Origin of the sequence: Nostocoides japonicum T1-X7 (genome assembly GCF_001046855.1) — a bacterium.
Lineage (GTDB): Bacteria > Actinomycetota > Actinomycetes > Actinomycetales > Dermatophilaceae > Nostocoides > Nostocoides japonicum.
The window spans coordinates 2,617,842-2,644,144 of record NZ_HF570958.1 but is presented as its reverse complement, the minus strand read 5'-3'; the positions used below and the strand labels follow the sequence as shown (position 1 = coordinate 2,644,144).

Annotated in this window: 19 protein-coding genes, 1 pseudogene and 1 riboswitch; of the genes and pseudogenes, 13 read left to right on the top strand and 7 right to left on the bottom strand. The window is 72.2% G+C overall.

The genetic code is table 11. The features are described 5' to 3' along the window. The 4 genes from BN12_RS11805 to BN12_RS11790 form a co-directional block, all read left to right on the top strand. A partial coding sequence (locus BN12_RS11805; protein WP_048552699.1) for an MFS transporter occupies nucleotides 1-992 on the top strand: 992 nt, incomplete at its 5' end. Nucleotides 993-1,017: 25 nt separating this feature from the next. Continuing rightward, a riboswitch (Fluoride riboswitch) is annotated at nucleotides 1,018-1,088 on the top strand. 19 nt (nucleotides 1,089-1,107) lie between these two features. Continuing rightward, a complete protein-coding gene (locus tag BN12_RS11800) occupies nucleotides 1,108-1,641 on the top strand; it encodes an NUDIX domain-containing protein (RefSeq protein WP_048552698.1) in 534 nt (177 codons plus the stop codon). Further along, nucleotides 1,634-3,283, top strand: a complete 1,650-nt coding sequence (locus tag BN12_RS11795) for a MutS-related protein (protein WP_048552696.1) — start codon at nucleotides 1,634-1,636, stop codon at nucleotides 3,281-3,283. The genes BN12_RS11800 and BN12_RS11795 overlap by 8 nt, the downstream gene beginning before the upstream one ends. Continuing rightward, a complete protein-coding gene (locus tag BN12_RS11790; RefSeq protein ID WP_048552694.1) occupies nucleotides 3,280-4,821 on the top strand; it encodes a MutS-related protein in 1,542 nt (513 codons plus the stop codon). Before BN12_RS11795 ends, BN12_RS11790 begins: the two co-directional genes overlap by 4 nt. 1,076 nt (nucleotides 4,822-5,897) lie before the next feature. Here BN12_RS11790 and BN12_RS26700 read toward each other — a convergent pair. The 3 genes and pseudogenes from BN12_RS26700 to BN12_RS11775 all read right to left on the bottom strand — a co-directional run bounded on the left by BN12_RS26700 (nucleotide 5,898) and on the right by BN12_RS11775 (nucleotide 8,063). Further along, nucleotides 5,898-6,194 carry a family 4 glycosyl hydrolase gene (locus BN12_RS26700; protein ID WP_407667821.1) on the bottom strand — a complete coding sequence of 99 codons (297 nt, stop codon included), beginning with the start codon at nucleotides 6,192-6,194 and terminating at the stop codon, nucleotides 5,898-5,900. Beyond that, nucleotides 6,154-7,185, bottom strand: a pseudogene (locus BN12_RS26695) (family 4 glycosyl hydrolase); the annotation flags it as partial. The pseudogene BN12_RS26695 and the gene BN12_RS26700, both read right to left, overlap by 41 nt. A gap of 80 nt (nucleotides 7,186-7,265) precedes the next feature. Next, complete coding sequence (locus BN12_RS11775) at nucleotides 7,266-8,063, bottom strand: sugar phosphate isomerase family (protein WP_048552687.1); 798 nt, start codon at nucleotides 8,061-8,063, stop codon at nucleotides 7,266-7,268. A 98-nt stretch (nucleotides 8,064-8,161) separates the two neighbouring features. Between BN12_RS11775 and BN12_RS11770 the strand changes: the two genes are divergently transcribed. Then, nucleotides 8,162-8,896: a GntR family transcriptional regulator gene (locus BN12_RS11770; protein ID WP_048552686.1), complete on the top strand. Its 735-nt coding sequence runs from the start codon at nucleotides 8,162-8,164 to the stop codon at nucleotides 8,894-8,896. Here the strand turns inward: BN12_RS11770 and BN12_RS11765 are convergent. Then, entirely contained in the window at nucleotides 8,891-9,748 is an 858-nt protein-coding gene (locus BN12_RS11765) for an ROK family protein (RefSeq protein WP_048552685.1), read from the bottom strand. The two genes, BN12_RS11770 and BN12_RS11765, sit on opposite strands and share 6 nt — an antisense overlap. Further along, entirely contained in the window at nucleotides 9,745-10,629 is an 885-nt protein-coding gene (locus BN12_RS24500) for a cupin domain-containing protein (protein ID WP_157635464.1), read from the bottom strand. Before BN12_RS24500 ends, BN12_RS11765 begins: the two co-directional genes overlap by 4 nt. Before the next feature lie 156 nt (nucleotides 10,630-10,785). Between BN12_RS24500 and BN12_RS11755 the strand changes: the two genes are divergently transcribed. From BN12_RS11755 to BN12_RS11735, 5 genes are all read left to right on the top strand, one after another. Further along, a complete protein-coding gene (locus BN12_RS11755; RefSeq protein WP_157635463.1) occupies nucleotides 10,786-11,901 on the top strand; it encodes a Gfo/Idh/MocA family protein in 1,116 nt (371 codons plus the stop codon). 67 nt (nucleotides 11,902-11,968) lie between these two features. After that, complete coding sequence (locus tag BN12_RS11750; RefSeq protein ID WP_048552680.1) at nucleotides 11,969-13,351, top strand: ABC transporter substrate-binding protein; 1,383 nt, start codon at nucleotides 11,969-11,971, stop codon at nucleotides 13,349-13,351. An 8-nt stretch (nucleotides 13,352-13,359) separates the two neighbouring features. Further along, nucleotides 13,360-14,229, top strand: coding sequence for a carbohydrate ABC transporter permease (locus tag BN12_RS11745; protein ID WP_048552678.1), 870 nt, complete (start codon nucleotides 13,360-13,362; stop codon nucleotides 14,227-14,229). Between the two features lie 2 nt (nucleotides 14,230-14,231). Beyond that, nucleotides 14,232-15,047, top strand: coding sequence for a carbohydrate ABC transporter permease (locus tag BN12_RS11740; protein WP_048552676.1), 816 nt, complete (start codon nucleotides 14,232-14,234; stop codon nucleotides 15,045-15,047). Nucleotides 15,048-15,167: 120 nt separating this feature from the next. Next, complete coding sequence (locus BN12_RS11735) at nucleotides 15,168-16,307, top strand: hypothetical protein (RefSeq protein ID WP_048552674.1); 1,140 nt, start codon at nucleotides 15,168-15,170, stop codon at nucleotides 16,305-16,307. Nucleotides 16,308-16,441: 134 nt separating this feature from the next. Here the strand turns inward: BN12_RS11735 and BN12_RS25180 are convergent, their stop codons facing one another. Then, nucleotides 16,442-16,798: an META domain-containing protein gene (locus BN12_RS25180; RefSeq protein WP_048552673.1), complete on the bottom strand. Its 357-nt coding sequence runs from the start codon at nucleotides 16,796-16,798 to the stop codon at nucleotides 16,442-16,444. A gap of 535 nt (nucleotides 16,799-17,333) precedes the next feature. Between BN12_RS25180 and BN12_RS11725 the strand changes: the two genes are divergently transcribed. The 3 genes from BN12_RS11725 (at nucleotide 17,334) to BN12_RS11715 (ending at nucleotide 25,662) form a co-directional block, all read left to right on the top strand. Then, entirely contained in the window at nucleotides 17,334-22,865 is a 5,532-nt protein-coding gene (locus BN12_RS11725) for an ATP-binding protein (protein ID WP_048552672.1), read from the top strand. Nucleotides 22,866-22,928: 63 nt separating this feature from the next. Continuing rightward, a complete protein-coding gene (gene paaZ / locus BN12_RS11720; protein WP_200901326.1) occupies nucleotides 22,929-24,986 on the top strand; it encodes a phenylacetic acid degradation bifunctional protein PaaZ in 2,058 nt (685 codons plus the stop codon). 13 nt (nucleotides 24,987-24,999) lie between these two features. After that, nucleotides 25,000-25,662, top strand: a complete 663-nt coding sequence (locus BN12_RS11715) for a TetR/AcrR family transcriptional regulator (RefSeq protein ID WP_048552669.1) — start codon at nucleotides 25,000-25,002, stop codon at nucleotides 25,660-25,662. On the opposite strand, the gene BN12_RS11710 is transcribed toward BN12_RS11715, so the two are convergent. Beyond that, on the bottom strand, nucleotides 25,653-26,303 hold a 651-nt coding region (locus BN12_RS11710; RefSeq protein ID WP_048552667.1), incomplete at its 5' end, for a DegT/DnrJ/EryC1/StrS family aminotransferase. The two genes, BN12_RS11715 and BN12_RS11710, sit on opposite strands and share 10 nt — an antisense overlap.

The following is a 26,303-nucleotide window of genomic DNA, read 5'->3' as shown; positions in this document are numbered from 1 at the left end:
GGGGTCGCCTGGCCGCCGGTGGGTACCTCGGCACCGCCGTGGCGACCGCCGCGATCGGCGTCGCGACGGCGGTCTGGCAGGTCGCGGTGCTCCGCGCCCTCGCGTGGGTCTCCCGGGGACTGCGCTCGCCGGCCCGGGACACCCTCCTCACGGACCTGTCGCGGCGCGGCGCCGTCGGCCGAGCCTTCGGCGTCGAGCGGGCGGGTGACAACCTCGGCGCGATCGTCGGGCCGCTGCTCGCCGCCGTCCTCGTCGGGACCCTCGGCATCCGCCACACCATCCTGCTGTCGATCGTCCCCGGGATGCTCGCGGCCGTGGCGATCACCGTCGCCGCCCGAGAGGCCCGCCGCACGCTCGTCGAGTCCGCCGCGCGGCGCCGCCTGTCGCTGGGCCTCGGTGCCCTCCACCGCGCCGGGGTGACGCGGGTCCTCGTGCCGCTGGCCTGCTTCGAGCTCGGCAACCTCGCGACGACCCTGCTCATCCTGCGAGCCACCGACCTGCTCGCCGCCCGACCGGGCTGGCCGCCGAGCCGGGCCGCCTCCGTCGCGGTCCTGCTGTATGCCGCGCACAACGCCGTCGCCGCGCTCGCCGCGCTCCTCGCGGGCGCCCTCGCCGACACGCGTGGGCCGCGGCTGGTCCTGGTGACGGCGGCGGTCTCCTACGTCGTCGGGTATGCGCTCCTCGCGGTCGGGCCGCGCGGCGCGGGCCTGGTCGCCGCCTTCCTCCTCGCCGGGTGCGGGATCGGCCTCGGTGAGACCGCCTCGTCGACCGCGGTGGCACTGGCCACGCCAGAACCGTTACGGGGAAACGCGTTCGGTGCTCTCGGACTCACCCAGGCGGTCGGCGACCTCGGGGCGACGGTCGTCGCCGGCGCGCTGTGGGCCTGGCTCGGGCCGGGCGTCGCCTTCGGGTATGCCGGTGCCTGGATGGTCTTCGCCGTCATCACCTCCGGGTACGCCGGAGTGGCGCGCGCCACGCCTCGTCCCGCTTGACGCGCATGGCGCCGCCGGGTTGACTGATAGGGCGGGTGATGGAACCCACCCGGGGCGACGCTCCGAACTGCGACCGCTGATGGCTCCTACGACGACACGTCGAGGAGCCTTTCCCATGTCTGCGACCACCCCACTGGCCACCGGCACCGGACGACCCGAACGCACGGAGGTCGACCTACGATGCTCGGTCGCCGTCATCCGGGACCACTCGGTCCTTCTCCTCCACCGCTCCTGGCGTGACAGCGACCGGGAGCACGGCGACTGGGTGCTCCCCGGCGGGAGCCCGCATGCGTTCGAGGGGATGGCCGCCTGCGCCCGCCGGGAGGCTGCCGAGGAGACCGGTCTCGACGTTCGGATCGGCCGATGCCTCTTCGTCCTCGAAGTGACCTCGGCCCCGCCGGACGTCCACCGGTCCGTCGAGCTGGTCTTCGCCGGACGCGTCGAGGGCGACGGGGCGCCGGCGTCGATCGAGGAGTTCCGGCACGCCCAGTGGGTGCCCCTGGACGAGCTGGGTGGGCTGCGGATGCGGCCTCCGCTCGCCGGTCACCTCCGGGGGGCCGCCCGGCACGCCCACCCCGACGGGGCCGCATACCTGGGGAACCTCTGGCGCCCATCCGTCGGCCAGCGGGAGGACGGCACCCATGCCTGAGGGAGCAGCCTCCGCGACGCGACACCGGGCCGACGCGCATCCAGCCGCCCGGTGCGAGGACCCGAAGGACCTCGCACTGAGCTTCCGCAGCATCCTCTTCGGGGCATCCGACGCACCACCGGACGTCGACGACCGGCCCGAGCCGAGCTGCTTCGGGGATCTCAACCTCGACCAGGTCGTCGAGGCCGTCGTCGCCGGCCGCCCGCGGCATGCCCTGACCGGGTACTTCCGGACGCCGCTCACCGAGGTCGACACGGTCGTCTACCGGCACGAGGTCTTCCGCGACCTCGAGCGCGACGGCGTCCTCGCCGCGGTCCTCGCCTTCGCCGACGATATGGAGGGGGTCCGCGGCCGGCTCGTCAAGGCCTCGCGGCGCTACCAGCGCCACGAGAAGGCCCGCTGGTTCCTCGACGCGGCAGCTGCCTACGCCGAGGCGATCGGGCGGCTCGTCGCGGACCTCGACGAGGCCCATCCCGACTCGCGCGGACTCCGCGGGCTCCTCGCCTACGCGACGGGGTATGCGGTGTCGCAGCGGTTCGTCGGCATGCGCGAGGAGGCCGCGCAGGTCAGGTCGGCACTCGACGAGATCCGTTACGACGTCTGGCTCCACGGCGCTCACGTGACGGTCGGGCCCTACGACGACGAGGCCGACTACAGCCTCGAGGTCGCCCGGACCTTCGCCCGGTTCCAGCAGCACCCGCAGCAGGCGACGGAGGCCCACGACTGGTCCGGCGGTGACCTGGACCCGGTCGAGGCCCGCATCCTCGACCAGGTCGCCAAGGTGTTCCCGGGACCCTTCGCCGCGCTCGACCGGTTCCGTCGCGAGCACGCGGAGTTCCGAGACCCCGTCATGGTGACCTTCGACCGTGAGGTCCAGTTCTACCTGGCCTACCTCGACCACCTCCGTCCGCTCCGGGTCGCCGGGCTGCGGTTCGACTTCCCCCGGGTGAGCGCCGAGGACAAGGAGGAGAACGCGACGGACACCTTCGACATCGCCCTCGCGGCCCGGCTCGTCGGCGAGCGGAGACCCCTCGTCACCAACAGCCTGAGCCTGTCCGGCCCGGAGCGGATCCTCGTCATCACCGGCCCCAACAACGGCGGGAAGACGACGACGGCCCGCACCGTCGGCCAGCTGCACTACCTCGCCGCCCTCGGGTGTCCCGTGCCCGGGCGGAACGTCCGTCTCTACCTGTGCGACGCCATCTACACCCACTTCGAGCGGCGCGAGGATCCCGCGATGCTGGCCGGCAAGCTCCAGGAGGAGCTGCAGCGCTTCGCCGAGGACTTCCGCCGGGCCACGGCGCGCAGCCTCGTCATCATGAACGAGATGTTCAGCTCCACGACCGTGGACGACGCCCTGTTCCTGTCCCGGGCGATGCTGCGCCGGGTCATCGATCTCGACGCGCTCGGCGTGTGCGTCACCTTCCTCGACGAGCTGTCGACGCTCGACGAGAGGACCGTCAGCATGGTGAGCGCCGTGGACCCCGAGGATCCGGCGACGCGGACCTATCGCGTCGAGCGCCGGCCGGCGGACGGGAAGGCGTATGCCCGGGCCGTCGCGGAGAAGTACGGCCTCACCTACGGCCGAGTGGCCGAGAGGGTCACCGACCACGGTCAGGTGGTCGAGGGCGTGAGGGCATGAAGGTGCACCTGCTGTATGCGGATCGCGACGTCGAGGCCGTGGAGATCCCCCGCAACCGTCAGGCGGCTCTCGACACGCTCGCCCTCCACGTCGACAGCGTGACCCGGGAGGTCGTCTCCGATCTCGACCTCGAGACGCTGTGGCAGGCCATGGCGGGAGACGACGAGGTCGTCCTCCTCGCCGTCCGCCAGACGATGCTCGCGGGACCCGCGACCGTCGACGAGGTCCACTACCGCCAGGACGTCCTCGCCGACTGCCTCGCCAACTCCGACGTCGTCCGGCGCCTCTACGCCATCGCCTGCCAGGCGCTCGAGGGCGAACGGGGCATCTATCGCGGCTTCTTCAGCGACCACGGGGAAGGACTGCTGACCCGGTCGGTCCAGGTCGTCCAGATGCTCCTCGACGTCCTCCGCACGCTGCGCCGGCTCGGCGAGGAGCACGCCGCGTCGTTCCGGTCGACAGGGTTCACCCGGTTCTTCGCCGAGCTGGAGGACCAGCTCGACGACGCCTACTTCGCCGAGGTGGAGGAGCACCTGTCGATGCTCCACTTCAAGGGAGGCCTCGTCCTCAGCGCGCGCCTCGGAGCGGGCAACCAGAGCACGGCATACGTGTTGCGCCGTCCCAACCCGGAGAACCGGTCCGGATGGTTCACGACGAAGTCGGTTCTCCGCAAGCCGAACCACGGATTCACGATCCCCGATCGGGACGAGAGCAGCTTCCGGGCTCTCGGCGAGCTGCGGGACCGCGGGCTCGACATCGTCGCGGCCGGCCTGGGGGAGGCGGCCGAGCACGTCCTGTCCTACTTCCGGGCGCTGCGGACGGAGGTCGGCTTCTACGTCGGGGCTCTCACCCTCCATGACCGGCTCCGCGCCCTCGACGCGCCCGTCACCTTCCCCGAGGTCCACGAGCCCTCCGATCCGCGGCTGCGCGCGCGGGACCTCTACGATCCCTGCCTCGCCCTGCACCTCGGCCGGCGCGCCGTCGGCAACGACCTCGACGCCGACGACGCCCGGCTCGTCGTCGTCACGGGTGCGAACCAGGGGGGCAAGTCGACCTTCCTGCGCAGCCTGGGCATCGCCCATCTGATGGCGCGGTCGGGACTCTTCGTGCCCGCCTCGGAGCTGGCCACCGGCCTTGCCGCCGGGATCTACACCCACTTCCGCCGGGAGGAGGACGCGACGATGACCTCGGGCAAGTTCGACGAGGAGCTGGCCCGGATGAGCCTCATCGCCGACCGGATCGGGCCCGGGTCGGTGCTCCTCGGCAACGAGTCGTTCGGCGCGACGAACGAGCGGGAGGGGTCGGACATCGCCACCGACGTCATCGACGCCCTCGAGGACTCCGGGGTCCGCGTCGTCATCGTCACGCACATGTACGACCTCGCGCACCGGTACGAGGTGCGGGCCCGGCCCGGGACGGTCTTCCTGCGGGCCGATCGCAACGACGACGGCTCCCGCGGCTATCGGCTCAGCGTCGCCCCGCCCCTGCCGACGAGCTTCGGCGAGGACGTGTACCGAGCCGTCTTCGCCGACGCCTAGCCAGCAGAGGTTCGTGCAGGTGGTGAGGGAGGCTCAGGTGAGGAAGAGGTCGGCGGGAAGCGGTTGCTCGTCGACCCGTGCGAGGACGTCGTCCGGGAGCCCGCCGAGGCCTTCGGCGAGCCCCTGGAGAAGCGCTCCGAGCGCGGGCGGCCGCTCGGCGACGACGGGGACGGCCGCCGGCAGCCGGACGGCGAGGGCCGCGATCGCCGCCTCGCGCAGCTCGGGGCGCTCGCTGCGCAGGACCGACCCGCCGAGGACGACGTCGAATGCCGCGCTCGTGTCGATCCCCACGCGGTCCGCGGCGACCTCGGCGTAGGCGGCGTACCACCGCCCCTGCCCCTCGACGATCCGCCGCGCCACGGGGTCGCCGCGTCCGGCGACGTCGAGCACGGTCCGGGCGGCGCGCGCGAAGCCGGTCATCCCCAGCCCTCGCCGGCCCGTGAAGGCCTCGAGGAGGTCGGACACGTGGGGTCGGCCGTAGGTCTCCAGGAGGGCGTCGGTGAGGGACGTCGGCTCGCCGAGCCCGAGCTCGGCCCGGACGACCGCGTCGAGCGCCTCCGAGCCGAGGGCGTGGCCGCCGATGGGATGGGTGATCCACCACGACGCGCTCCATTCCCTCGTCGGCCCACCGCCGGCGCCCGGACCGTCCGGCTCCGGCCCGCGCCCGGCGACCGCGGCCCCCGTGCCGGCGCTGAGGGCCACGCCGACGCCGGAGGGCGCCCCGGCCCGCAGGAGGGCGAAGCCGTCGTTGCGGATCGACCACGTGCCGGGCCAGTTGAGCTCGCCGCGGAGCGTCGTCTCCCAGTACTCGAGGTCCCGGTCCCAGTCGATGCCGGCGAGGCAGAACGCGGTGTGGAGGACGTCGCCCGGCGAGCCGGTCCGGGCGACCGCGGCCGCCAGCGCGGCGTCGAGGGCGGCACGGACCTCGCCGACCGCCCGGCTCTCGCCGGCGGGGTCGTAGATGTCACCGCGCCCGGCGCGTCCGTAGCCGAGGATCGTCCCCGCGGCGTCGGCGACGACGGCGACCGTCTTGCTGTTGCCGGCGTCGACCCCGAGGTACCACCCCGCCGCGGGGGTCATGCGAGGAGGCGCTCGGGGAGGTAGTCGCGGTTCGCGTAGGCCAGCTCGTCGTAGAGCTCCTCCGCGACGGCGAGGCTGCGGACGAAGGGGTGGGCCACGAGCGCCCGCACGGCGTCGGCGCGGGTGCCGTGCCACGCGGCATACGCGGCGAGCCGCTGGAACTCGGCGAGGGTCTGGACGATCCCTCGTACCTGGTGCGGCAGCGGCCGCTGGGGGAGCGGCGTCGCACCCGAGCCCGTCGACCCGGCACCACACCTCGACGACGGTGTCGCTGTCGAAGCCCGGCAGGGCACCTCCGGCGTTGGGCAGGTTGACCGGGAGCTCGGCCGGCTCGTCGTTGTAGTAGGCCGCCATGACGTCGATCGCGAGCTCCAGCTCGTGGATCCCGCCGCGGGAGCGGGCCGGGTCGAGCGCGGGGTCGTCGGACTCCGCCTGCTCGGCGTAGTGCGCCCAGTAGCCGGGCAGCGCGTCGAGCAGGACGCCGGCACGCGTCAGGCGCCTCGACCGCATCTCCCGGAGCACCTCGTCGCCGAAGTAGTAGTACCGGAAGTAGTCCGACGGGATCGACCGCATCGCGACGGCGAGGTGAAGCATCCGCTTGTCCCACAGCGGGATCGCCGGGTCGTCGGCGACGGCGGCATACCGCTCCTCGAGGAGCGCGATGAGGTCCTCGCCGTCGTAGGTGTGCTCGGTGGACCAGCAGTTGTGGTTGACGCCGGCCATGACGACCCTCGCCCTCGCCGGGTCGAGCCCCGCCGTCTCGAGCAGCGGCGGCCAGAAGATCATCGGACCCTCGCACATCGACAGGATCGGCCAGTCGGTGTTGTCGGTGACCGCCTGCGAGACGATGTTGACCGGGTTGGTGTAGTTGAAGATCCGGGCCTTCGGAGCGACGTCCTCGAGGTCGGCGAGGATGGTCCGCAGCGCGGCGATGGAGCGCATCGCCATCATGAAGCCGCCCGGCCCCTGGGTCTCCTGCCCGATGATCCCGTGCCGCATCGGGATGAGCTCGTCCTGCTGCCGCATCTCGAAGCCGCCCGGCCGGTAGCTCGACAGGACGGCGTCGACGTCCTCCAGCCCGGCGCGCTGGTCGGTCGTCGCGGTGACCGTGACGTCGACCCCCTGCGCCTTCGCCATCCGGCCGGCGATCGTCCGCACGAGCTCGAGGTGCTCGGCGTCGCGGTCGATGAGGACGACCTCCGACCCGTCGAACTGCGCGCCGTGCCAGAGGAAGGAGGCCATCGTCCCCGCGGCCCGGCTGGACCCCCCTCCGACGTATGCCATCTTGATGCGTGCCACGGTCGTCCTCTCGTCGTGCGGTCAGGTCGGATCGGGGTCGTCCGGGTGGGCGCCGACCCCATCGGTCAGGCGGTCGCGTCGGCCGCCGCCTCGTCGAGGATGAGATGCGGGGTGCGGCAGTCGGCGAGGATGGTCGCCGGCCAGTCCGGGTCGTATGCGGTGGCCCGCGTCAGCCGTCGCGCCGCCTCGCGCTTGTCCGACCCGTGCAGCACCATGACGACCTCGTGGGAGAGCTCACGGATCGTGCCGATTCCCACCGTCACGCCGTGCTGCGGGACGGCGTCGAGGCGCCCTCCGAAGCTCGGGAAGGTCACGAGGTTGTCGCGGCGGGTGGAGTCGGGCAGGTCGACGATCCGGCAGCGGGAGAAGGCGCCGGACCCCGGCGGGTTGAAGCCGATGTGGCCGTCGGTGGCTCCGCTGGCGAGGAGGAACACGTCGACGCCGCCCGCCTCCGCGATCCGGCCGTCGTAGGCGTCGGGGTCGCCCGGGTCGGGGACCCACAGGCTCTCGGACGGAACCCGGCGAGCCGGGTCCAGACCGGCGTTGAGGCGGTCGACGATCTCCACCCGGCCGAACCGCCGGCACGAGTGCGCCGCGCCGGGATCCTCCGCGACGAGGTCTCCGGAGGGGGTGCGCACGACGTACTCGTCCATCATGACGACGACGAGCCGGCTGAGGTCCAGGCCGCGCTCGCCGGCCTCTCGGCCGAGCGCGGCATACGTCGTGAGCGGGCTGCGTCCGCCGGGGCAGCCGAGCAGGAAGCGCCGGTCGGCGGGGTGCGTGGCGAGCCGGGCGAGGACGATGTCGGCCGCGGCGGCGCCGACGGCGCCGGCATCGGCGACGACGGCAGGAGTCACACGCACCAGGCGACCATACCAGTCAGGCCACTATGGCGGCAGAGGCCGGGAGTGCGCGGCTCGACGTGCTGGTGGCCGGTTCGCCGGCTGGTATGTTTCGGCCCATGCCACAGGCCGCTGCCCAGGAGAGCGCCTACCGGAAGCTGTCGGAGATGCTCCAGCGCGGCATCTACCCACCGGGCTCCCGGCTCCCGGGGGAGCGCAGCCTCGCCGCGCGGCTGACCGTGAGCCGCTCGACGCTGCGGCTCGTCCTCGCCCGGCTCGCCGACGAGCACGCGCTCGTCGCCTCGGCACAGCGCGGATGGTTCGTCCCGCAGATCGTCCTCGGCGAGCCGCCGAGCATGCTGCTGTCCTTCACCGAGATGGCCCGGTCGCGGGGCCTGCGCGCGACGGCGACGGTGCTGTCCTGCTCGACGCGCCCCGCGACCCTCCAGGAGGCGCCCGCCCTTCAGGTGGCCCCGACGGCCCCGGTCGTCGAGCTGGTCCGGCTGCGTGGGATGGACGCCGTGCCGGTGACCATCGAGACGGCCGTGCTGCCGGTCTCCCGGGCCGGCTGGCTCGTCGACGAGGAGCTCACCGACCGGTCCCTCTACGAGATCCTCGAGGCGCACGGCTTCGTCCTCCAACGGTCCTCCTACACCGTCCAGGCGATGAACGCCGACGAGCGCCAGGCCCAGCTGCTCGGTCTCGCGACGGGTGCGGCGGTGCTCGTCGCCCAGGACGTCACGTACACCGTCGACCGGCTTCCGCTCCTCACGACGCTCAACGTCTACCGGGGGGACGCGTACCGGTTCGAGGCCGACCTGTTCCGCTCGCCGGCGCTCACGCCGACGTCATGACGGCCGCCAGCCGGCGTGGATCGCGGCGCCGACGAGGGAGGCGTCGGGTCCGCTCGAGGCGGTGAGGAGGGGTGGCTGCTCCGGCGCGTCAGCCCACGCCTCGCGCAGCGCCGCGGCGGCGGGATGGTCGCTCGTGCCGAGCCCGCCGCCGAGGACGACGACGTCGGGGTCGAGGAGCCGCACGACCCAGCGGAGCGCCTCGGCGAGGGCGCGTCCCGCGCTCGTCGCGACCTCCGTCGCGACCGGGTCCCCCGACGACGCGGCGGCGAGCACCTCCCTCGCCTCCCTGACCGGTCGGCCCGACCGGGCGGCATACCGTCTGGCGAGCCCGGCCCCGGAGGCGTAGGACTCCAGCGTGGGCCCCTCCGGCGCCGGGAGCTCACCGAGCGCGATGGCCCGCCCTCGGCGTCCGGCGACCGGTGCGCCGCCGACGGCGAGGCATCCCGACAGGCCGGTCCCCCAGGACACGTAGTAGCCGACGCCCTTGTCCCGCAACGTTCCTCGGGCTATCTCGGTGATCGCGCCGCACCGGACGTCGGACTCGACCCACACCCGGACCGCCGGGTGCGAGCCGGAGAGCCAGTCCCGGGGTTGACCCTCCCAGTCGATGACCTCGCGGCTCGTGACGGTGCCGTCCCTCACATACTCGCAGATGGCGATCCCGACCGCCGGCACCCCGTCCGTCGCCTCGCCGACGAGGCGCTGGAGCAGGCCGCGGGCCGCCGCCGACCCGGGGTCCCGGCGTCCGTCGGCGCACGGGGTGGGCACCTCGATCCGCCCCACCGGGCCCTCGGGGCCGAAGCGGGCGCCGACGATCTTCGTGCCGCCGACGTCGAGCCCGACGACCGTCACGGCTGCCAGCCGTCCGGCACGTGACCGGACCCCATGAGGTAGGTCGCGACGTGCCCCGACCGCTCGAGGAGCCGGGCCGTGCAGCCGGCCGGGAGGATGAAGCAGTCGCCGGGCCGCACGCTGTCGACGACGTAGTCCGGCGCGTCCCCGGGGGACCGGACGTCCGCCCAGACCTCGCCCTCGAGGACGCGCAGGACCGACTCGTCGCGCACCTCGGCGAACGCGTCGACCGCGCCCGGCTGGAGCGTCCCATGGACGACCCGCAGGTGCTCCCTGTCGAGCAGGACCCGGACGAGGTGGGCCGGGCTGTTCTGCCGGAAGGTGACGAGGGCCTCCTCGAGACGCAGGGGGACCAGCCGGCGCGCGGACGCCTGCTCGGCCCGCGCCTGCGGCCAGCGCCCCGACCACCTCGGGTCGGCGTACGTCGTCCGTTCGAGGAGCGGCTTGGTCCGCCCGTAGGTCGACGCCGTGCCGCGGGAGGGCGGCGGCGCCATGAACTCCAGGACCGTCACCGTCCGGTCGCCGAGAGCGAAGCCGTGATGCCAGGTGTCCCGAGCGATCGCGACTCCCGTACCCGCGGGCGCCACACAGACCTCACCGGTGCTCGGGTCCGCGACGACGAGGGTGCCCTCGAGACAGAGGTATGCGACGTCCGCGGCGAACAGGGTCGGGTTCGCCGCGCTGTGACGGAACCCGGTGCCGGGGGCGAGCTGGAACTCCAGGACGTGGAGCTGGTCGCTGGAGGAGACGACCCGGTCGCTCACGATGCCGCTGCGCTCGTCCCCCCACACGTGGTGGGACGCGTCGTCCCGCCGCAGGGCCCGGGGTGCGTCGAAGCGGGGGCGGGGGGTGGCCCGTCGCGCGGGGGGAGTCGAAGGCATGGACCAAACATGCCAGTTCCATACCAGTGATGTCACGACCCGAGCCCGGTGCGCCACGTCTGAGCCGGGCTGCTGGCATAACTGGTCTGCCCTTGGTAGGTTCACGACGAGTCGAGTCCGCCTCCCGTCGGGCTCCGGGGCTCCCGAGGAGGAGACGTGCGCGGACCGGTCCGGGTCGGCATCATCGGCTGCGGCAGCGTCATGCAGCATGCGTACCTGCCGCTCCTGGTCAACCAGATCGCCCAGGGCGCGGCCCTGGCGCCGGTCGTCTGCGACCTTCGCGAGGACCGGTTGGCCCAGGTCGCCGAGCGCTGCGCCGTCGCCTCGGCGACGACCGACCCCGAGGCCGTCATCGCCGACGACGCCCTCGACATCGTCCTCGTCCTCACCTCGATGCGCGAGCACGGAGACCTCGCCGAGCGGGCGCTGCGGGCCGGCCACCACGTCCTCGTCGAGAAGCCCATGTCCGTCGATCTCGAACAGGCCGACCGGCTCGTCGAGCTCGACCGGACGGGCCCGGCCCATCTGCTGTGCGCCCCGCACGTGCTCCTCAGCCCCGACTACCAGCAGATGGCCCGGATGATCCGCGCCGGCGCCGTCGGACGGCCGCTGCTCGCGCGGGCCCGGTACGGCTGGGACGGTCCGGACTGGGGGCAGTGGTTCTACCGCGAGGGTGGCGGCCCGCTGTTCGACCTCGGCGTCTACAACGTCACGACCCTCACCGGCCTCCTCGGGCCGTGCCGGTCCGTCACGGCGATGGCGGCCACGAGCCGTCCGACCCGCGTCGTCGAGGGCGAGGAGATCGCCGTAGAGACCGAGGACACCTACCAGCTCGTCCTCGAGCTCGGCGACGGCGCCCTCGCCACCGTGACGACGGCATTCGGGATGCAGCAGTACGAGTCCCCGGCCGTCGAGGTCTACGGGCTCGACGGGACGATCCAGATGCTCGGCGACGACTGGGCACCCGACGGCCTGCAGCTATGGGAGAACGCCGTCGGTGCCTGGAAGACCTACCACTCCCGCTCCCGGTACTGGCCGTGGACCGACGGGCTGCGCCATCTCATCGACTGCGTCCGCCGCGGGGAGCGGCCGTACACCCGGCCCGACCACGCACGGCACGTCCTCGAGGTCATGCTGGGAGCCATGGAGGCGGCCCGGACCGGCGTGACCCAACAGGTGCGATCCACCTTCGAGGTGCCCGCGCCGATGCCCGAGACGGATCGTGGCCCGCTCCACCTCATCCACGACCGTGTCCACGAGGATGCTCAGTGACCACCTCCGAGACCTCCCCCGACCGACCCGACCCAGCCTGCGCATCGCCACGACAAGGAGCGGACCGATGAACCATCCCCGAGCCACGACCGACCGGCGGACCTTCCTGGGGCTCGCCCTCGCGGGAGCGGCGGCCGTGCCCCTCGCCTCGTGCGCCCCGGGCGGCGGGGGATCGTCGAGCGCCACCACCTCCGCCGGGGCCAGCGTGACGACCGACGCGAGCGCCCTCGGCAACGTCACCATCGCGCAGATGGACACCTGGACCGACAAGACCTCGCTGCAGGCCCAGTGGATCGTCAAGGTCAACGCGGCCTTCACCCAGAAGTACCCGAACCTCAAGGTCAAACGGACGTCGGGGACCTTCGACGACATCAACAAGACCCTCAAGCTCAAGCTGTCCGACCCCAGCGCACCGGACGTCGTCCCGGCCAACAACGGCTGGCAGGGCATCGGCACCCTCGCGAAGGCGGGGCTCATCAAGAACCTCACGCCGTGGGTCGCGGCATACGGGTGGGACAAGCGCATCCCGGCGACCATCGCGCGCCAGCACCAGGTGACGCCCGACGGGAAGAGCATCGGCAAGGGCGACTTCTTCGGGATCCCGATGGCCCAGGGCGGGTTCATCACGATCTACTACAACCGGTCCAAGCTCGCCAAGCTCGGTGTGTCCGTCCCGACGACGTTCGACGCGTTCCAGGACGCCCTCGCGAAGGCCAAGGCCGGCGGGGAGATCCCGATGATGATCGGCACCCAGGACCAGTGGCTCAGCACGACCACGCTCTTCGCGCTCATGTGCAACTACGCCGAGACGCAGAAGATCTCCGACTTCGTCTACGGCGTCGGAGGCACGGCCGCCGACACGGGGATGAAGGAGGCGGCGACGACCTACCAGGCGTGGGCCAAGGCCGGCTACTTCCCGAAGAACTTCGCCGGTACCCCGTCCGCGGACTCGGGCACCGCCTTCGTCGGCGGCAGCGGGGTCTTCTACTTCTACTACTCCGACTCGCTCCCCTTCCAGACAGAGGCCAAGAGCAACGCCTTCGGCACCTTCCTCCTCCCGACCCAGGGCGACCTGCGCGCGGTCGGCGCGTCGAACCAGAACTTCTCGATCGCCTCCAACAGCAAGCACGCCGACGCGGCCGCCCTGTGGCTCGACTTCGTCTCGAGCCGAGCCGCCGGCGAGCTGGCCGTCCAGACGGGCATCATGCCCTTCCTCGACACCTTCGAGGCGACCGCCGACACCGGGCCCCTCCTGAAGGACGAGCTGGGCGAGCTCGCCGGGGTCCAGAAGTCCGACGGCTTCGTGCCCTACTTCGACTGGGCCACCCCGACGATGCTCGACACGATGGGGGCCCAGTGCCAGCTCCTGCTCGCGGGCAAGATCACCCCGGAACAGCTCGTGGCGGCCTGCCAGAAGGACTACGACGCGTTCCAGAAGTCGCAGGGCTGACCCTCCCGATGCACGGGAAGCGGCGAGGGCGCTTCGTCGGCTGGCTCTACATCCTGCCGGCGCTGCTCCTCTACGGAGGCGTCGTCCTCTATCCCGCGATTCAGAGCGTCAACATCTCCCTCTACTCGTGGGACGGCGTGTCGACGCCGACGTGGGTCGGGCTCGGCAACTACACCGACTTCCTCAGCGACCCCGAGCTGCGCATCGCGATCGAGCACATCGGCGTCCTGGTCGTCTTCTACGCCTTCGTCCCCATCCTTCTCGGTCTGCTCAGTGCGAGCCTCCTGGCCCGGCACGCGCGGCGCGGCTACGCCGTCTACCGCTGGGTCATCTTCCTTCCCCAGGTGCTCACCTCGGTCGTCGTCGCCGTCCTCTGGAAGCAGCTCTACGGCCCCGACGGGCCGATCAACACGGCGTTGGAGGCCGTCGGGCTCGGTGCGCTGACCAAGGACTGGCTGGGCGACTTCACGTGGGCGCTGCCCGCCCTGGGGCTCGTCGGCACGTGGACGACGCTCGGGCTGTGCATGGTGCTCTTCGTGTCGGGGAGCGCGGCCATCCCGACCTCCCTCTACGACGCCGCCCGGGTCGACGGTGCCGGTGCGGTCCGCGAGTTCTTCGCGGTCACGCTGCCCGCCCTCCGACCGCAGATCGCCGTCGCCCTCGTCCTCACCGTGACGGGGGCCCTGCGCACCTTCGACCTCGTCTGGCTCACGACGCGCGGTGGACCCGGCACGTCGACGATCACGCCGTCGCTCCTGCTCTACGTCAAGGCGTTCTCCATCGGCGACGTCGGTGCCGCGGCGGCGATCGGCGTCGTCATGGCGGTCGTATGCCTGCTGCTCGCCCTCGTCATCGTCCGCGTCAGCGAGCAGGACTGACGATGGTCGCCTCGCGCCTGGAGAAGATCGTCAACTACGCGATCCTCACCATCTTCGCCCTCGCCGTCGTCCTGCCCGTCGGCTGGCTGCTCCTCGCGGCCCTGAGCCCGCAGGCCAACGCCGGTGTCGACCTCACCGGCCTGCGACCGAGGAACTTCGTCGACGCGTGGGTGCAGTCCGACTTCGGCAGGCACCTGCTGAACAGCCTCATCATCTGCCTCGGCGCGGTGACCCTCACGACGGTCGCCTCGTCGCTCGCGGCATACGGGCTCACCGTCCTGCGGGCGCCGGGATCGAAGTTCCTCTTCCCGCTCTTCCTCGCCGGCATCATGATCCCCCTCGAGGGGATCCTCGTCCCGCTCTACTACCAGATGCGCTCGCTCGGGCTGACCTCCAGCCTCGTCGGGCTGATGATCGCCCACACGGGGCTCGGCGTCTCCTTCGGCGTCTTCTGGATGCGCGCGACGCTCCTCGCGGTCCCCCGGGAGCTCGTCGAGTCGGCGGAGCTCGACGGCGCCGGACGGATGCGGACCCTCCTGTCGATCATCGTCCCGGTCGTGCGGCCGGCGATCATCACGATGGTCCTGCTCATGTTCATGTGGACGTGGAACGACTACTTCCTCGCCTTCGTCATGATCAACGACCCGGAGAAGATGCCGGTGACGGTGGCCCTCGGCTCGTTCTCCACCCGGTACACCCAGCAGCTCAACCTGATGTCCGCCGCCGCCGTCCTCGTCTGCGTCCCCGTCCTCGTCCTCTACGCCTTCTTCCAGCGCCAGTTCATCCAGGGAGTCCTCTCGGGGGCCCTCAAGGGCTGATCGACCCGCCTGGGTGCGCCCCGACGACTCGTGGCGCCACCGGTCTCTCGGTGAGCCGGCGACCCAGGCACCCCCGCATGGCTGCCCGGCCACGGCCCGACCTTCCGGCAGGATGACCCCATGAGCTATGCCACATCGGGCGACCTGGCGATCCTCGGAGTGATCGTCGGCCTTCGGTTCATCGTCCCGATGCTCATCCCGCGGTGGCCGTTGCCCGCCATCCTCGTGTGCCTCGTCGTCGACGGCTACGACCAGACGATCTTCCAGACCTTCCTCTCGCACGACTTCTGGATCCAGATCGAGAACGCCTACCAGGGCTACGACAAGTCGCTCGACGTCTTCTACCTGTCGATGGCCTACCTCGCGACGATGCGTAATTGGACCAACCTCACCGCGCTCGTCACGGCCCAGTTCCTCTGGCTCTATCGGCTCGTCGGGGTGACGATCTTCGAGATCGCCCACGACATCGCCGACCCCTCGTCGTACCGCTGGGTGCTGCTCATCTTCCCCAACACCTTCGAGTACTTCTTCATCGCCTACGAGGCGGTCCGCCTGCGCTGGGACCCCCGGCGGATGCCGCCCCGGCTCGTCATCTCGATCGCCGCCTTCATCTGGATCTTCATCAAGCTTCCGCAGGAGTGGTGGATCCACGTCGCGCAGCTCGACATGACCGACGAGATGGCGGCCCACCCCTGGATCATCTGGGTCATGGTCATCGGCATCCTGCTCGTCGTCGCGATCGCCTGGTGGGCCATCACCTACCGCCTGCCCCCCGGGGACTGGAGGCTGCAGATCGCGGCCCCGCCGATGCCCGCATCCCTCGCGAGCGCCCGGCAGCGCAGCTCGTGGCGGGCGCAGACCTGGAGGCTGTGGGACTGGAACCTCGTGGAGAAGGTGGTCCTCACGGCCCTCACGTGCGTCATCTTCGCCGAGATCCTGCCCGGCGTGACCGAGTCCCCGAAGGTCGTCGCGGGCTGGGTCACCGGCCTCGTCGTCGTCAACGGTGCGGCCGGGCTGCTGTTCGTCCGCCGGGGCCACACGATCGACCGGTTCGTCCTGCAGTTCCTCGCCCAGCTCGTGGTCAACGAGGCCATCGTCGTCGTGGCGAGCCTGTTCCATGGAGGGTTCCGGCTCAGCCACGCTCTCTTCTTCCTGCTGCTCATCACCCTCATCACGACGCTCTACGACCGCTACCGCCCGGTGCGGGAGTACCACCGCGAGGAGGCCCACGCCGTCCGCCCGGCCCCCACGCCCGCCTGATCCACGCCGTCCCGGTCCCGGCCCACGTTCGACGCCCGGCGGTCTGGCACCCGATCGGGGCCTCTGCACCACCCCGAACCCCGCCCCTGGCCATCTGGCACCCGATCGGGGCCTGAGCGCCATCGGGGCAAGGCTCAGACGAGGACCGGATCGCCGGCAGCCGGAACGAGGACGACCCCCACGGAGCCATCGGGTGCGGCGAGTTCGAGGCGGTCCGCCGAGAGCGTGAACGGCACCGGCGCGCCGATCGCCCGCAGGAGCGCCGACTCCTGACGCATCGCCGCCTCGGGGCCGGCCATCAGGGTCGTCGCACCCTTGAGGTCGAGGAGCCCGTCGGCGTCGACGGCATACGTCCCGATGAGTCGGTTGACACCCGTCGTTCCGGACACCCTGCCGTCCTCGCCGAACCGCACCTGCGGCCTCGGCTCCTGCGTCGGCTCACCGGACAGCTCGACGACTGTCCACGCGGTCCCGCTCAGCTCGTCGCCCATGTGAGCGACTCTAACGAGACAAGCCATGGATTCAGTATGCGGAGACCCGGCGTCGGACGCGCACCCGCGCCGGAAAGGCGTCGGGTGGTGCACAGGCCCCGATTGGGTGGCAGACCGCCAGGCGTGGAGGGGGTAGGGCGGGGACGGGTGGTGCACAGGCCCCGATTGGGTGGCAGACCGCCAGGCGGGTGGTGCAGAGGCCCCGATTGGGTGGGAGATGGACAGGCGTGGAGGGGGTCGGGCGGGGGCGGGTGGTGCACAGGCCCCGATTGGGTGGCAGATGGCCAGGCGTGGAGGGGGTCGGGCGGGGACGGGTGGTGCACAGGCCCCGATTGGGTGGCAGATGGCCAGGGATAACGGGGTGCGGGGCGGTCCTCGCGAGTCCGTGCCACCGGTCCTCGGGAGTCCCTGCCAGCGGTCCTCGCGAGTCCGTGCCACCGGTACTCGCGAGTCGGTGCCAGAGGTGGCAGGGTGACCCCAGACGCCCGTACCCCGGGCCTCGTCCGTCATCGACGCCGTCGGAGGTAGACCCTCGATGTTCTCGCGCATTGCCATCGTCAACCGGGGCGAGGCCGCCATGAGGCTCATCCACGCCGTGCGTGACCTCAACGCCGAGGCCGGCCCAGGAGGGCACCGGATCGAGACCGTGGCACTGCACACCGAGGGCGAGCGGCGGGCCATGTTCGTCCGCGAGGCGGACCTCGCATACGACCTCGGACCGGCGGCGAACCGGCCCTACCTCGACTATGCCGTCCTGGAGCAGGCGCTCGTCGCGACGAAGGCGGACGCCGCCTGGGTCGGCTGGGGCTTCGTCGCGGAGGACCCGAACTTCGCCGAGCTGTGCGCCCGGATCGGCGTGACGTTCATCGGACCGAGCCCCGAGGCGATGCGCAAGCTCGGCGACAAGATCGGCTCGAAGCTCATCGCCGAGGAGGTCGGCGTGCCCGTCGCGCCGTGGAGCCGCGGCGGCGTCGACACCCTCGAGGACGCGAAGATCGCCGCGGCCGACATCGGGTACCCGCTCATGCTCAAGGCGACGGCCGGCGGCGGCGGACGAGGCATCCGGATGGTCGCCTCCGACGCGGACCTCACCGACGCGTACGAGCGGACCCGCGACGAGGCCGCCCGCGCGTTCGGCTCCGGCGTCGTCTTCCTCGAGCGCCTCGTGACGGGGGCGCGCCACGTCGAGGTCCAGGTCATCGCCGACGGCCAGGGGACGGCCTGGGCGATCGGGGTCCGCGACTGCTCGATCCAGCGCCGCAACCAGAAGGTCATCGAGGAGTCCTCCTCGCCCGTCATGTCCGCGGAGCAGGCCGAGGAGCTCAAGGCGAGCGCCGAGCGCCTCGCCGTCGCCGTGGGGTATGCCGGTGCCGGAACCGTCGAGTTCCTCTACCACCCGGGGGAGCGGTTCTTCGCCTTCCTCGAGGTCAACACCCGACTGCAGGTCGAGCACCCCATCACCGAGCTGACGACGGGCACCGACCTCGTCAAGCTCCAGCTCCACGTCGCCTCCGGAGGTCGCCTCGAGGGGGACCGGCCCACCGAGGTCGGCCACGCCGTCGAGGCCCGGCTCAACGCCGAGGACCCGGACCGCGACTTCGCTCCGTCGCCGGGCCGGATCGCGCTCCTCGACCTGCCGTCCGGCCCCGGCATCCGCGTCGACACGGGGGTCGGGGAGGGCGACTCCATCCCGGCGGACTTCGACTCGATGATCGCGAAGATCATCGCCGTCGGCCGCGACCGCGACGAGGCCCTGGCCCGGCTGCGCCGGGCGATGACCGAGACGACGGTCGTCATCGAGGGCGGGTCGACGAACAAGAGCTTCGTCCTCGACCTCCTCGACGCGCCGGAGGTCATCGACGGCAGCGCCGACACCGGCTGGATCGACCGGGTCCGCGCGCAGGGTCGCCTCGTCGCCCACCGGCACTCCGGCGTCGCGCTCGTCGCCGCGGGCATCGAGGCGTATGCGACGGAGGAGGCCGTCGAGCGGACGCGGCTCATCGAGACCGCGCGAGGAGGACGGCCTCAGGTCCAGCACCGCACGGGCCGGGCCGTCGACCTCAAACTGCGCGGCACGGCATACAAGGTGACGGTCTCCCGGATCGGTCCGCACCGCTTCCGCGTCGTCATCGCGAGCGGCACGACGGAGGAGACGGTCGACGCCGAGCTGGACCGCATCGACGACTACAAGAGCCGCATCACGATCGGCGGGCGCACCCACCGGCTCGTCACCGCGACCCACGGGCCCGTCCAGCTCGTCGAGGTCGACGGCGTGACCCATCGGGTCAGCCTCGACGAGGGCGGCGTCCTGCGCTCGCCCGCGCCGGCGCTCGTCGTCGCGACGCCGGTGGCCGTCGGCGACGAGGTCGCCGCCGGATCACCCGTCCTCGTCCTCGAGTCGATGAAGATGGAGACCGTCCTGCCCGCGCCGTTCGCCGCGAGGGTCAAGGAGCTCCTCGTGTCCGCCGGCAGCCAGGTCGAGACCGGCGCCCCGCTCGTGCGCCTCGAGCCGGTCGGCGACGGCGACGAGGAGGCGGCCGCGCCGGGCGCGCAGGAGCAGGTCGACCTCGACCTGCCCGACGGCGGCTCGCTCCCGCTGGGGCTCGCCGCGCGGGCCGACCGGCACCGCAGCGACCTGTCGGCGATGCTCCTCGGCTACGACATCGACCCCCGCGACGAGGGCCGCACCCTCCTCGCATACCTCTCCGAGCGTGACGAGCTCGTCACCGACGGCGACTCCTCGCTCGTCGCGGAGCTCTCCCTCGTCGAGGCCTTCTCCGACTTCGCCGAGCTGTCCCGGAACCGCCCGGCGGGGGAGGACCTCCACCTCGAGAACCGCGTCCACAGCCCCCGCGAGCACTTCCACACCTACCTGCAGAGCTTCGACCCCGAGCGCGGCGCGCTCCCCGAGGACTTCCGGACCAAGCTGAGCCGGGTCCTGCGGCACTACGGCGTCACCGACCTCGACCGGACGCCGGAGCTGGAGCAGGCCGTCTTCCGCGTCTTCCTCGCGCAGCAGCGCTCGGCCCCCGACGTCACCCTCGTCACCGCGCTCCTCCAGCGGTGGATCTCCGAGCCGCCGCCGCAGCCACCGCTCGACGGCAGGGCCCGCGACATCCTCGAGCGGCTCGTCACCGCGACGCAGCTGCGGTTCCCGGTCGTCGGCGACCTGGCCCGCAGCGTCCGGTTCCGGTGGTTCGACCAGCCGCTCGTCGACGCCGAGCGCGAGAGCGTCCTCGGGGGCGTCCGCGACGAGCTCGACGCCATCGCGGGTATGCCGAAGGGCCCCGACCGCGACGCCCGGATCGACCGCCTCGCGGCCATCCCCGAGCAGATCGTCCGGTTCCTCGCCGAGCGCATCGAGGGGCCCGAGCTCCCGGCCGACGAGCCGATGCTCGCCGTCCTCATCAAGCGGCACTACCGCGAGCACGCCCTCCGGGACCTTCGCGAGGAGACGGTCGACGGCCGGCCCTTCGCCATCGCGGACTACACCCTCGACGACCGGCTCACCCACCTCGTCACGACGATCGGGACGGTCGAGGAGCTCGTCGAGGGCAGCGACCTCGTCGCCGCGGTGACCGCGCAGCTCGAGACCGCGCCCGAGGGATACCAGGGGGTCGCCGACCTCTACCTCTCCTGGCCGGACGCGCCGGAGTCGCCCGACGGGGCATGCGTCGTGCTCGCCGAGCGGCTCGCGCGACTGCGCTTCGCCCACGAGGTGCGTCGCGTCGCGGTGGCCGTCTGTCCTGGTGCCGGACGTCCGGTCGGGTACTACACCTTCCGCCCCCAGCCCGACGGTTCGATGGCCGAGGACGCGCTCGTCCGGGGCGTCCACCCCATGGTCGGCCGTCGCCTCAACCTGTGGCGGCTCCGCGAGTTCGACGTCACGCGTCTCGAGGCACCTGAGGACGTCCTCCTCTACCGGTGTGTCGCGCCGGGCAACGAGAGCGACCAGCGGCTCGTCGCCCTCGCCCAGGTCCGCCAGCTCGCCGTCGTCCGCGGCGAGGACGGGCGGGTCGTCGGGCTGCCGCACGCCGAGCGGGCGATCGCCAACTGCCTCGAGGCGATCCGGCGGGTCCGTGCCGCCCACGGCGCCGCGGGCGCCCGGCTCGACATGAACTACGTGTGGGTCCACATCTGGCCCGCCATCGACGCCGATGTCGAGCAGCTCACCGCCCTCAAGGACCGGATCGCGCCGCTGACGGCGGGCGCCGGCATCGAGGAGGTGCTCGTCGACGGCACGATCGCCTTCCCCGACGGCACCGAGGTGCCCCTGGCCGCCCGGTTCCACTACCAGCCCGGCGCCGGGGTCGTCACCTCGCTCGAGGGTCCGCCGACCGAGCGGCTCAAGCCCCTCGACGACTACACGCGCAAGGTCGTCCTCGCCCGGCGGCGCGGCGTCGTCTACCCCTACGAGCTGCAGGCGATGATCGCCGGGAACGGCGGCACGGCAACGGAGTACGACCTCGACGACACGGGAGTGCTCGTCCCCGTCGACCGGCCCTACGGCCACAACAAGGCCGGGATCATCGCCGGCGTCATCTCGACGCCCACCGAGCGCTACCCCGAGGGGGTCACCCGGGTCCTGCTGTGCGGGGACCCGCTGCGGGCCCTCGGTGCCGTCTCCGAGGCGGAGTGCTCGCGGATCATCGCCGCGCTCGACCTCGCCGAGTCGATGCGCGTCCCCGTCGAGTGGTTCGCCATCTCCGCGGGCGCCCGGATCTCGATGGACTCGGGCACCGAGAACATGGACTGGGTCGCCAAGGCCCTCAAGCGGATCGTCGAGTTCACCCAGGCCGGCGGCGAGATCAACATCGTCGTCGCAGGTATCAACGTCGGCGCCCAGCCCTACTGGAACGCCGAGGCGACGATGCTCATGCACACCAAGGGCATCCTCGTCATGACGCCCGACAGCGCGATGGTCCTCACCGGCAAGCAGTCCCTCGACTTCTCCGGCGGCGTCTCGGCCGAGGACAACTTCGGCATCGGCGGCTACGACCGCGTCATGGGGCCCAACGGTCAGGCGCAGTACTGGGCGCCGAACCTCGCGGGGGCGCTCGGCGTCCTCATGGCGCACTACGACCACACGTACGTCGCGCCGGGCGAGCCGGGCCCGCGTCGCGCACCGACGACCGACCCCGTCGACCGCGACGTCACGGCATACCCCCACGACCCCGTCGACTCGGGCTTCACGACGGTCGGCGACATCTTCTCGTCCGAGACGAACCCCGACCGCAAGAAGGCCTTCGACATTCGCACGGTCATGGCGGCGGTCGCCGACCAGGACCACCGGACCCTCGAGCGGTGGGCCGGCATGGCCGACGCGGAGACGTCCGTCGTCTACGACGCCCACCTCGGCGGCATACCCGTATGCCTCATCGGCATCGAGTCCAAGTCCGTCGCGCGGCGCGGATTCCCGCCCACCGACGGCCCGGACGTCTACACGGCCGGCACGCTGTTCCCCCGGTCCTCCAAGAAGACCGCGCGCGCCATCAACGCGGCGAGCGGCAACCGGCCGCTCGTCGTCATCGCGAACCTGTCGGGGTTCGACGGGTCGCCGGAGTCGATGCGCAGCCTGCAGCTCGAGTACGGCGCCGAGATCGGCCGGGCCATCGTCAACTTCGCCGGTCCGATCGTCTTCTGCGTCGTATCCCGTTACCACGGAGGCGCGTTCGTCGTCTTCTCCAAGGCGCTCAACCCGCGGATGACCGTGCTCGCCGTCGAGGGGTCGTTCGCCAGTGTCATCGGCGGCGCCCCCGCCGCGGCCGTCGTCTTCACCCGCGACGTCGACGCCCGGACCGCCAAGGACCCGCGCGTCGTCGAGCTGGAGCGGCAGGTCGCCGAGGCGACGGGAGCGGAGCGGGCCGAGCTCGCGACCCGGCTCGCGGAGACCCGTCGCGACGTCCGCAGCGAGAAGCTCGGCGAGGTCGCGACGGAGTTCGACCGCGTCCACAACATCCACCGCGCCGTGGACGTCGGCTCCGTCGACGAGGTCATCCCGGGCTCCCAGCTGCGGCCGAAGATCATCGCCGCCCTCGAGAAGGGCCTCGGCGACCGGATTTACTGACCGATCGGTCTGTAATAGGCTGGCGGCACCGTCGTCGAGGGAAGGATCCCGGCCGTGACCGCGATGCTGGAGAGCTATGCCGCCGGGCGGTGGTTCCGGTCCGAGGCGGAGGGCGAGCCGCTCCTCGACGCCGCGACGGGCGAGGAGGTCGCCCGGATCTCCGCGGCGGGCCTCGACCTCGCCGGGATGGTCGACCACGCCCGCGACGTCGGGGGGCCGGCCATCCGCGACCTCACCTTCCACGAGCGGGCCCAGCTGCTCAAGGAGCTCGCGGCCCACCTGTCCGCCGACAAGGACGAGATCTACGCCCTCTCGGCCCGGACCGGTGCGACGAGGCGGGACTCGCTCGTCGACGTCGACGGCGGGTTCGGGACGCTCTTCTCGTATGCGAGCAAGGGCCGTCGCGAGCTGCCCGCCGACACCGTCGTCCTCGACGGGCCCACCGAGCCGCTCGGCCGGGCCGGCACCTTCGTCGGCCAGCACCTCTACGTCAGCCGTCCGGGCGTCGCGGTCCAGATCAATGCCTTCAACTTCCCCGTCTGGGGGATGCTCGAGAAGCTCGCCCCCGCCTTCCTCGCGGGGATGCCGAGCATCGTCAAGCCGGCCAGCCAGACGGCATACCTCACCGAGCTCGTCGTCCGGCGCATCGTCGAGTCCGGCATCCTCCCCGAGGGGAGCCTCCAGCTCCTGTGCGGCAGCGCGACGACGCTCCTGGACCACCTCGGCCCGATGGACTCGGTCGCCTTCACCGGGTCGGCGCACACCGCCGGCATCCTGCGCGACCACCCGAACGTCCTGCACGCCGGCGTCCGCCTCGGCGTCGAGGCCGACTCGCTCAACTGCTCGATCCTCGGCCCGGACGTGACGCCCGACGATCCCGAGCTCGAGCTGTTCGTCAAGGCCCTGGTCGCCGAGATGACCGTCAAGGCGGGGCAGAAGTGCACGGCGATCCGGCGGGCCATCGTGCCCGAGTCCCTCGTCGACACCGTCGTCGGGCTGACGGCCGAGCGGCTCGCGCGCGTCGTCGTCGGAGACCCGCGCAACCCGGACGTGCGGATGGGCGCGCTCGCCAGCCTCGCCCAGCGCGACGAGGTCCGCAAGGCCGTCGAGGCGCTGAGGGCGTCCGCGGATCTCGTCGTCGGCGACCCCGACCACGTCGAGCTCGTCGATGCGGACGCCGAGCGCGGCGCCTTCCTCGCGCCGCTCCTCCTGCGTGCCCACGCGGGAGCGGTCGAGCCGCACGAGGTCGAGCCCTTCGGCCCGGTCAGCACCGTCCTCACGTATGCCACGCTCGAGGAGGCCGTCGCGCTCGCCGCCCGCGGCAGCGGCAGTCTCGTCGGCTCCGTCGTGACCCACGACCCGGAGGTGGCCCGCCGCGTCGTGCTCGGCCTCGCGCCGTGGCACGGGCGGATCCTCGTCCTCGACCGCGACGACGCCGGCGAGTCGACGGGCCACGGCTCGCCGCTGCCCGTCCTCGTGCACGGCGGACCGGGTCGCGCGGGCGGCGGCGAGGAGCTCGGCGGCATCCGCGGCGTCCTCCGTCACATGCAGCGGACCGCGATCCAGGCCTCACCGGACCTGATGACCGCGATCACCGGCCGCTGGACGACGGGCGCCCGGCGCCGGGTGGAGGCCGTCCACCCCTTCCGAAAGAGCCTCGCCGAGCTGCGGATCGGCGACTCGATCGAGTCGCCGTCGCGCACGGTGACCCTCGAGGACATCGCCCACTTCGCCGACTTCACGGGCGACACGTTCTACGCCCACACCGACGAGGAGGCGGCCCGGGCGAACCCGCTCTTCGGCGGCATCGTCGCCCACGGCTACCTCGTCGTGTCCCTCGCCGCGGGCCTGTTCGTCGAGCCGAACCCCGGTCCGGTGCTGGCGAACTTCGGCGTCGACAGCCTGCGGTTCCTCACCCCCGTGAAGGCCGGGGACGCGATCTCGGTGCGGCTGACCGTCAAGCAGATCACGCCGCGGACGAACGCCGACTACGGCGAGGTGCGGTGGGACGCGGTCGTGTCGAACGCCGCCGGCGACCCCGTCGCGACGTACGACGTCCTCACCCTCGTCGCCAAGAGGTGGCCACCCGTCGAGGGCGACGGCGAGGGGACGACCGGGTGAGCGGCATGGGCCGATGAGCGCAGCGGCGCGGACCGAGCCGTCCACCCCTCGCCGGGGCCGCCCGGGCTACGACCAGACAGCGGTGCTGCGGGCCGCCGTCGACCTGTTCAACCGGCAGGGCTACGAGGCGACGAGCATGGGCGACCTGGCCCGGGAGCTCGGGTTCACCAAGTCAGCCATCTACCACCACGTCCCGAGCAAGGAGCACCTGCTCCGGCTCGCTCTCGACGAGTCCCTCGACGAGCTCGAGGCGGTCGTCGCCGAGACGGGCGCGGACCCGCCGGCGGCCGAGGGAGAGGGCGGCTGCCCCGCATACGACCGACTCCGGTCCGTCGTGCGCCGCAGCGTCGAGGTGCTCGTCGAGCACCAGCCGGCCGTCACCCTGCTGCTGCGGGTGCGGGGCAACAGTCCCGCGGAGCTGCGGGCTCTCGAGCGGCGACGGGCCATCGACACGCGGCTCGCCGAGCTCGTCCGCGCGTCCGCCGACGAGGGCTCCCTCCGCGAGGATCTGCCCCCGACGCTCGTGAGCCGGCTGCTGTTCGGGATGGTCAACTCCCTCGTGGAGTGGCACCGACCGGGCGGGGAGGTCGACGCGACGCAGCTCGCGGAGGCGGTCGTCGCCCTCGCCTTCGAGGGCCTGCGGACGATGCCCGCCTCGACCCGGTCTCAAGGGTAGCGAGCGAGGATCGCCTCGACGACACGGTCCTGCTCCTCGTCGGTGATGTCCGTCGAGCAGGGGAGGGACAGACCTCGCCGGAAGATGTCGTCGGCCACGCCGCCGGTCCCGAGCACCGACAGCTCGGCGTAGGGCGGCTGAGCGTGCACCGGGCGCCACAGGGCGCGGGCCCCGATACCCCGATCCGCGAGGTGACGGAGGAGGTCGTCGCGCGCGTGCTCGCCCGCGTGAGGAACGAGGACGGAGTAGAGCCAGTACGTCGAGTCGAGGCCCGCGATCCGGGGAGGCAGGGTCAGGCCGGTGCCGCTGAGCGCCTCGTCGTAGCGGGCCGCGACCGCGCGCTTGCGCGCGACGAACTCCTCGAGCCGCTCCAGCTGGGCGAGGCCGAGCGCGGCCGCGATGTTCGTCAGCCGATAGTTGTAGCCGACCTCGTCGTGGAGGTATGCGATGTCGGGCACCTTGGCCTGGGTCGTAAGGTGCCGCGCGTGCCGGGCCAGCTCGGCGTCGTCGGTGACGAGCATGCCGCCACCTCCGGTCGTCGCGATCTTGTTGCCGTTGAACGAGAACGCCCCGACCCGACCCACCGTCCCGGTCTGGCGACCGGCCAGCCGGCCGGTCGACCAGCCGGCACCGAGCGACTC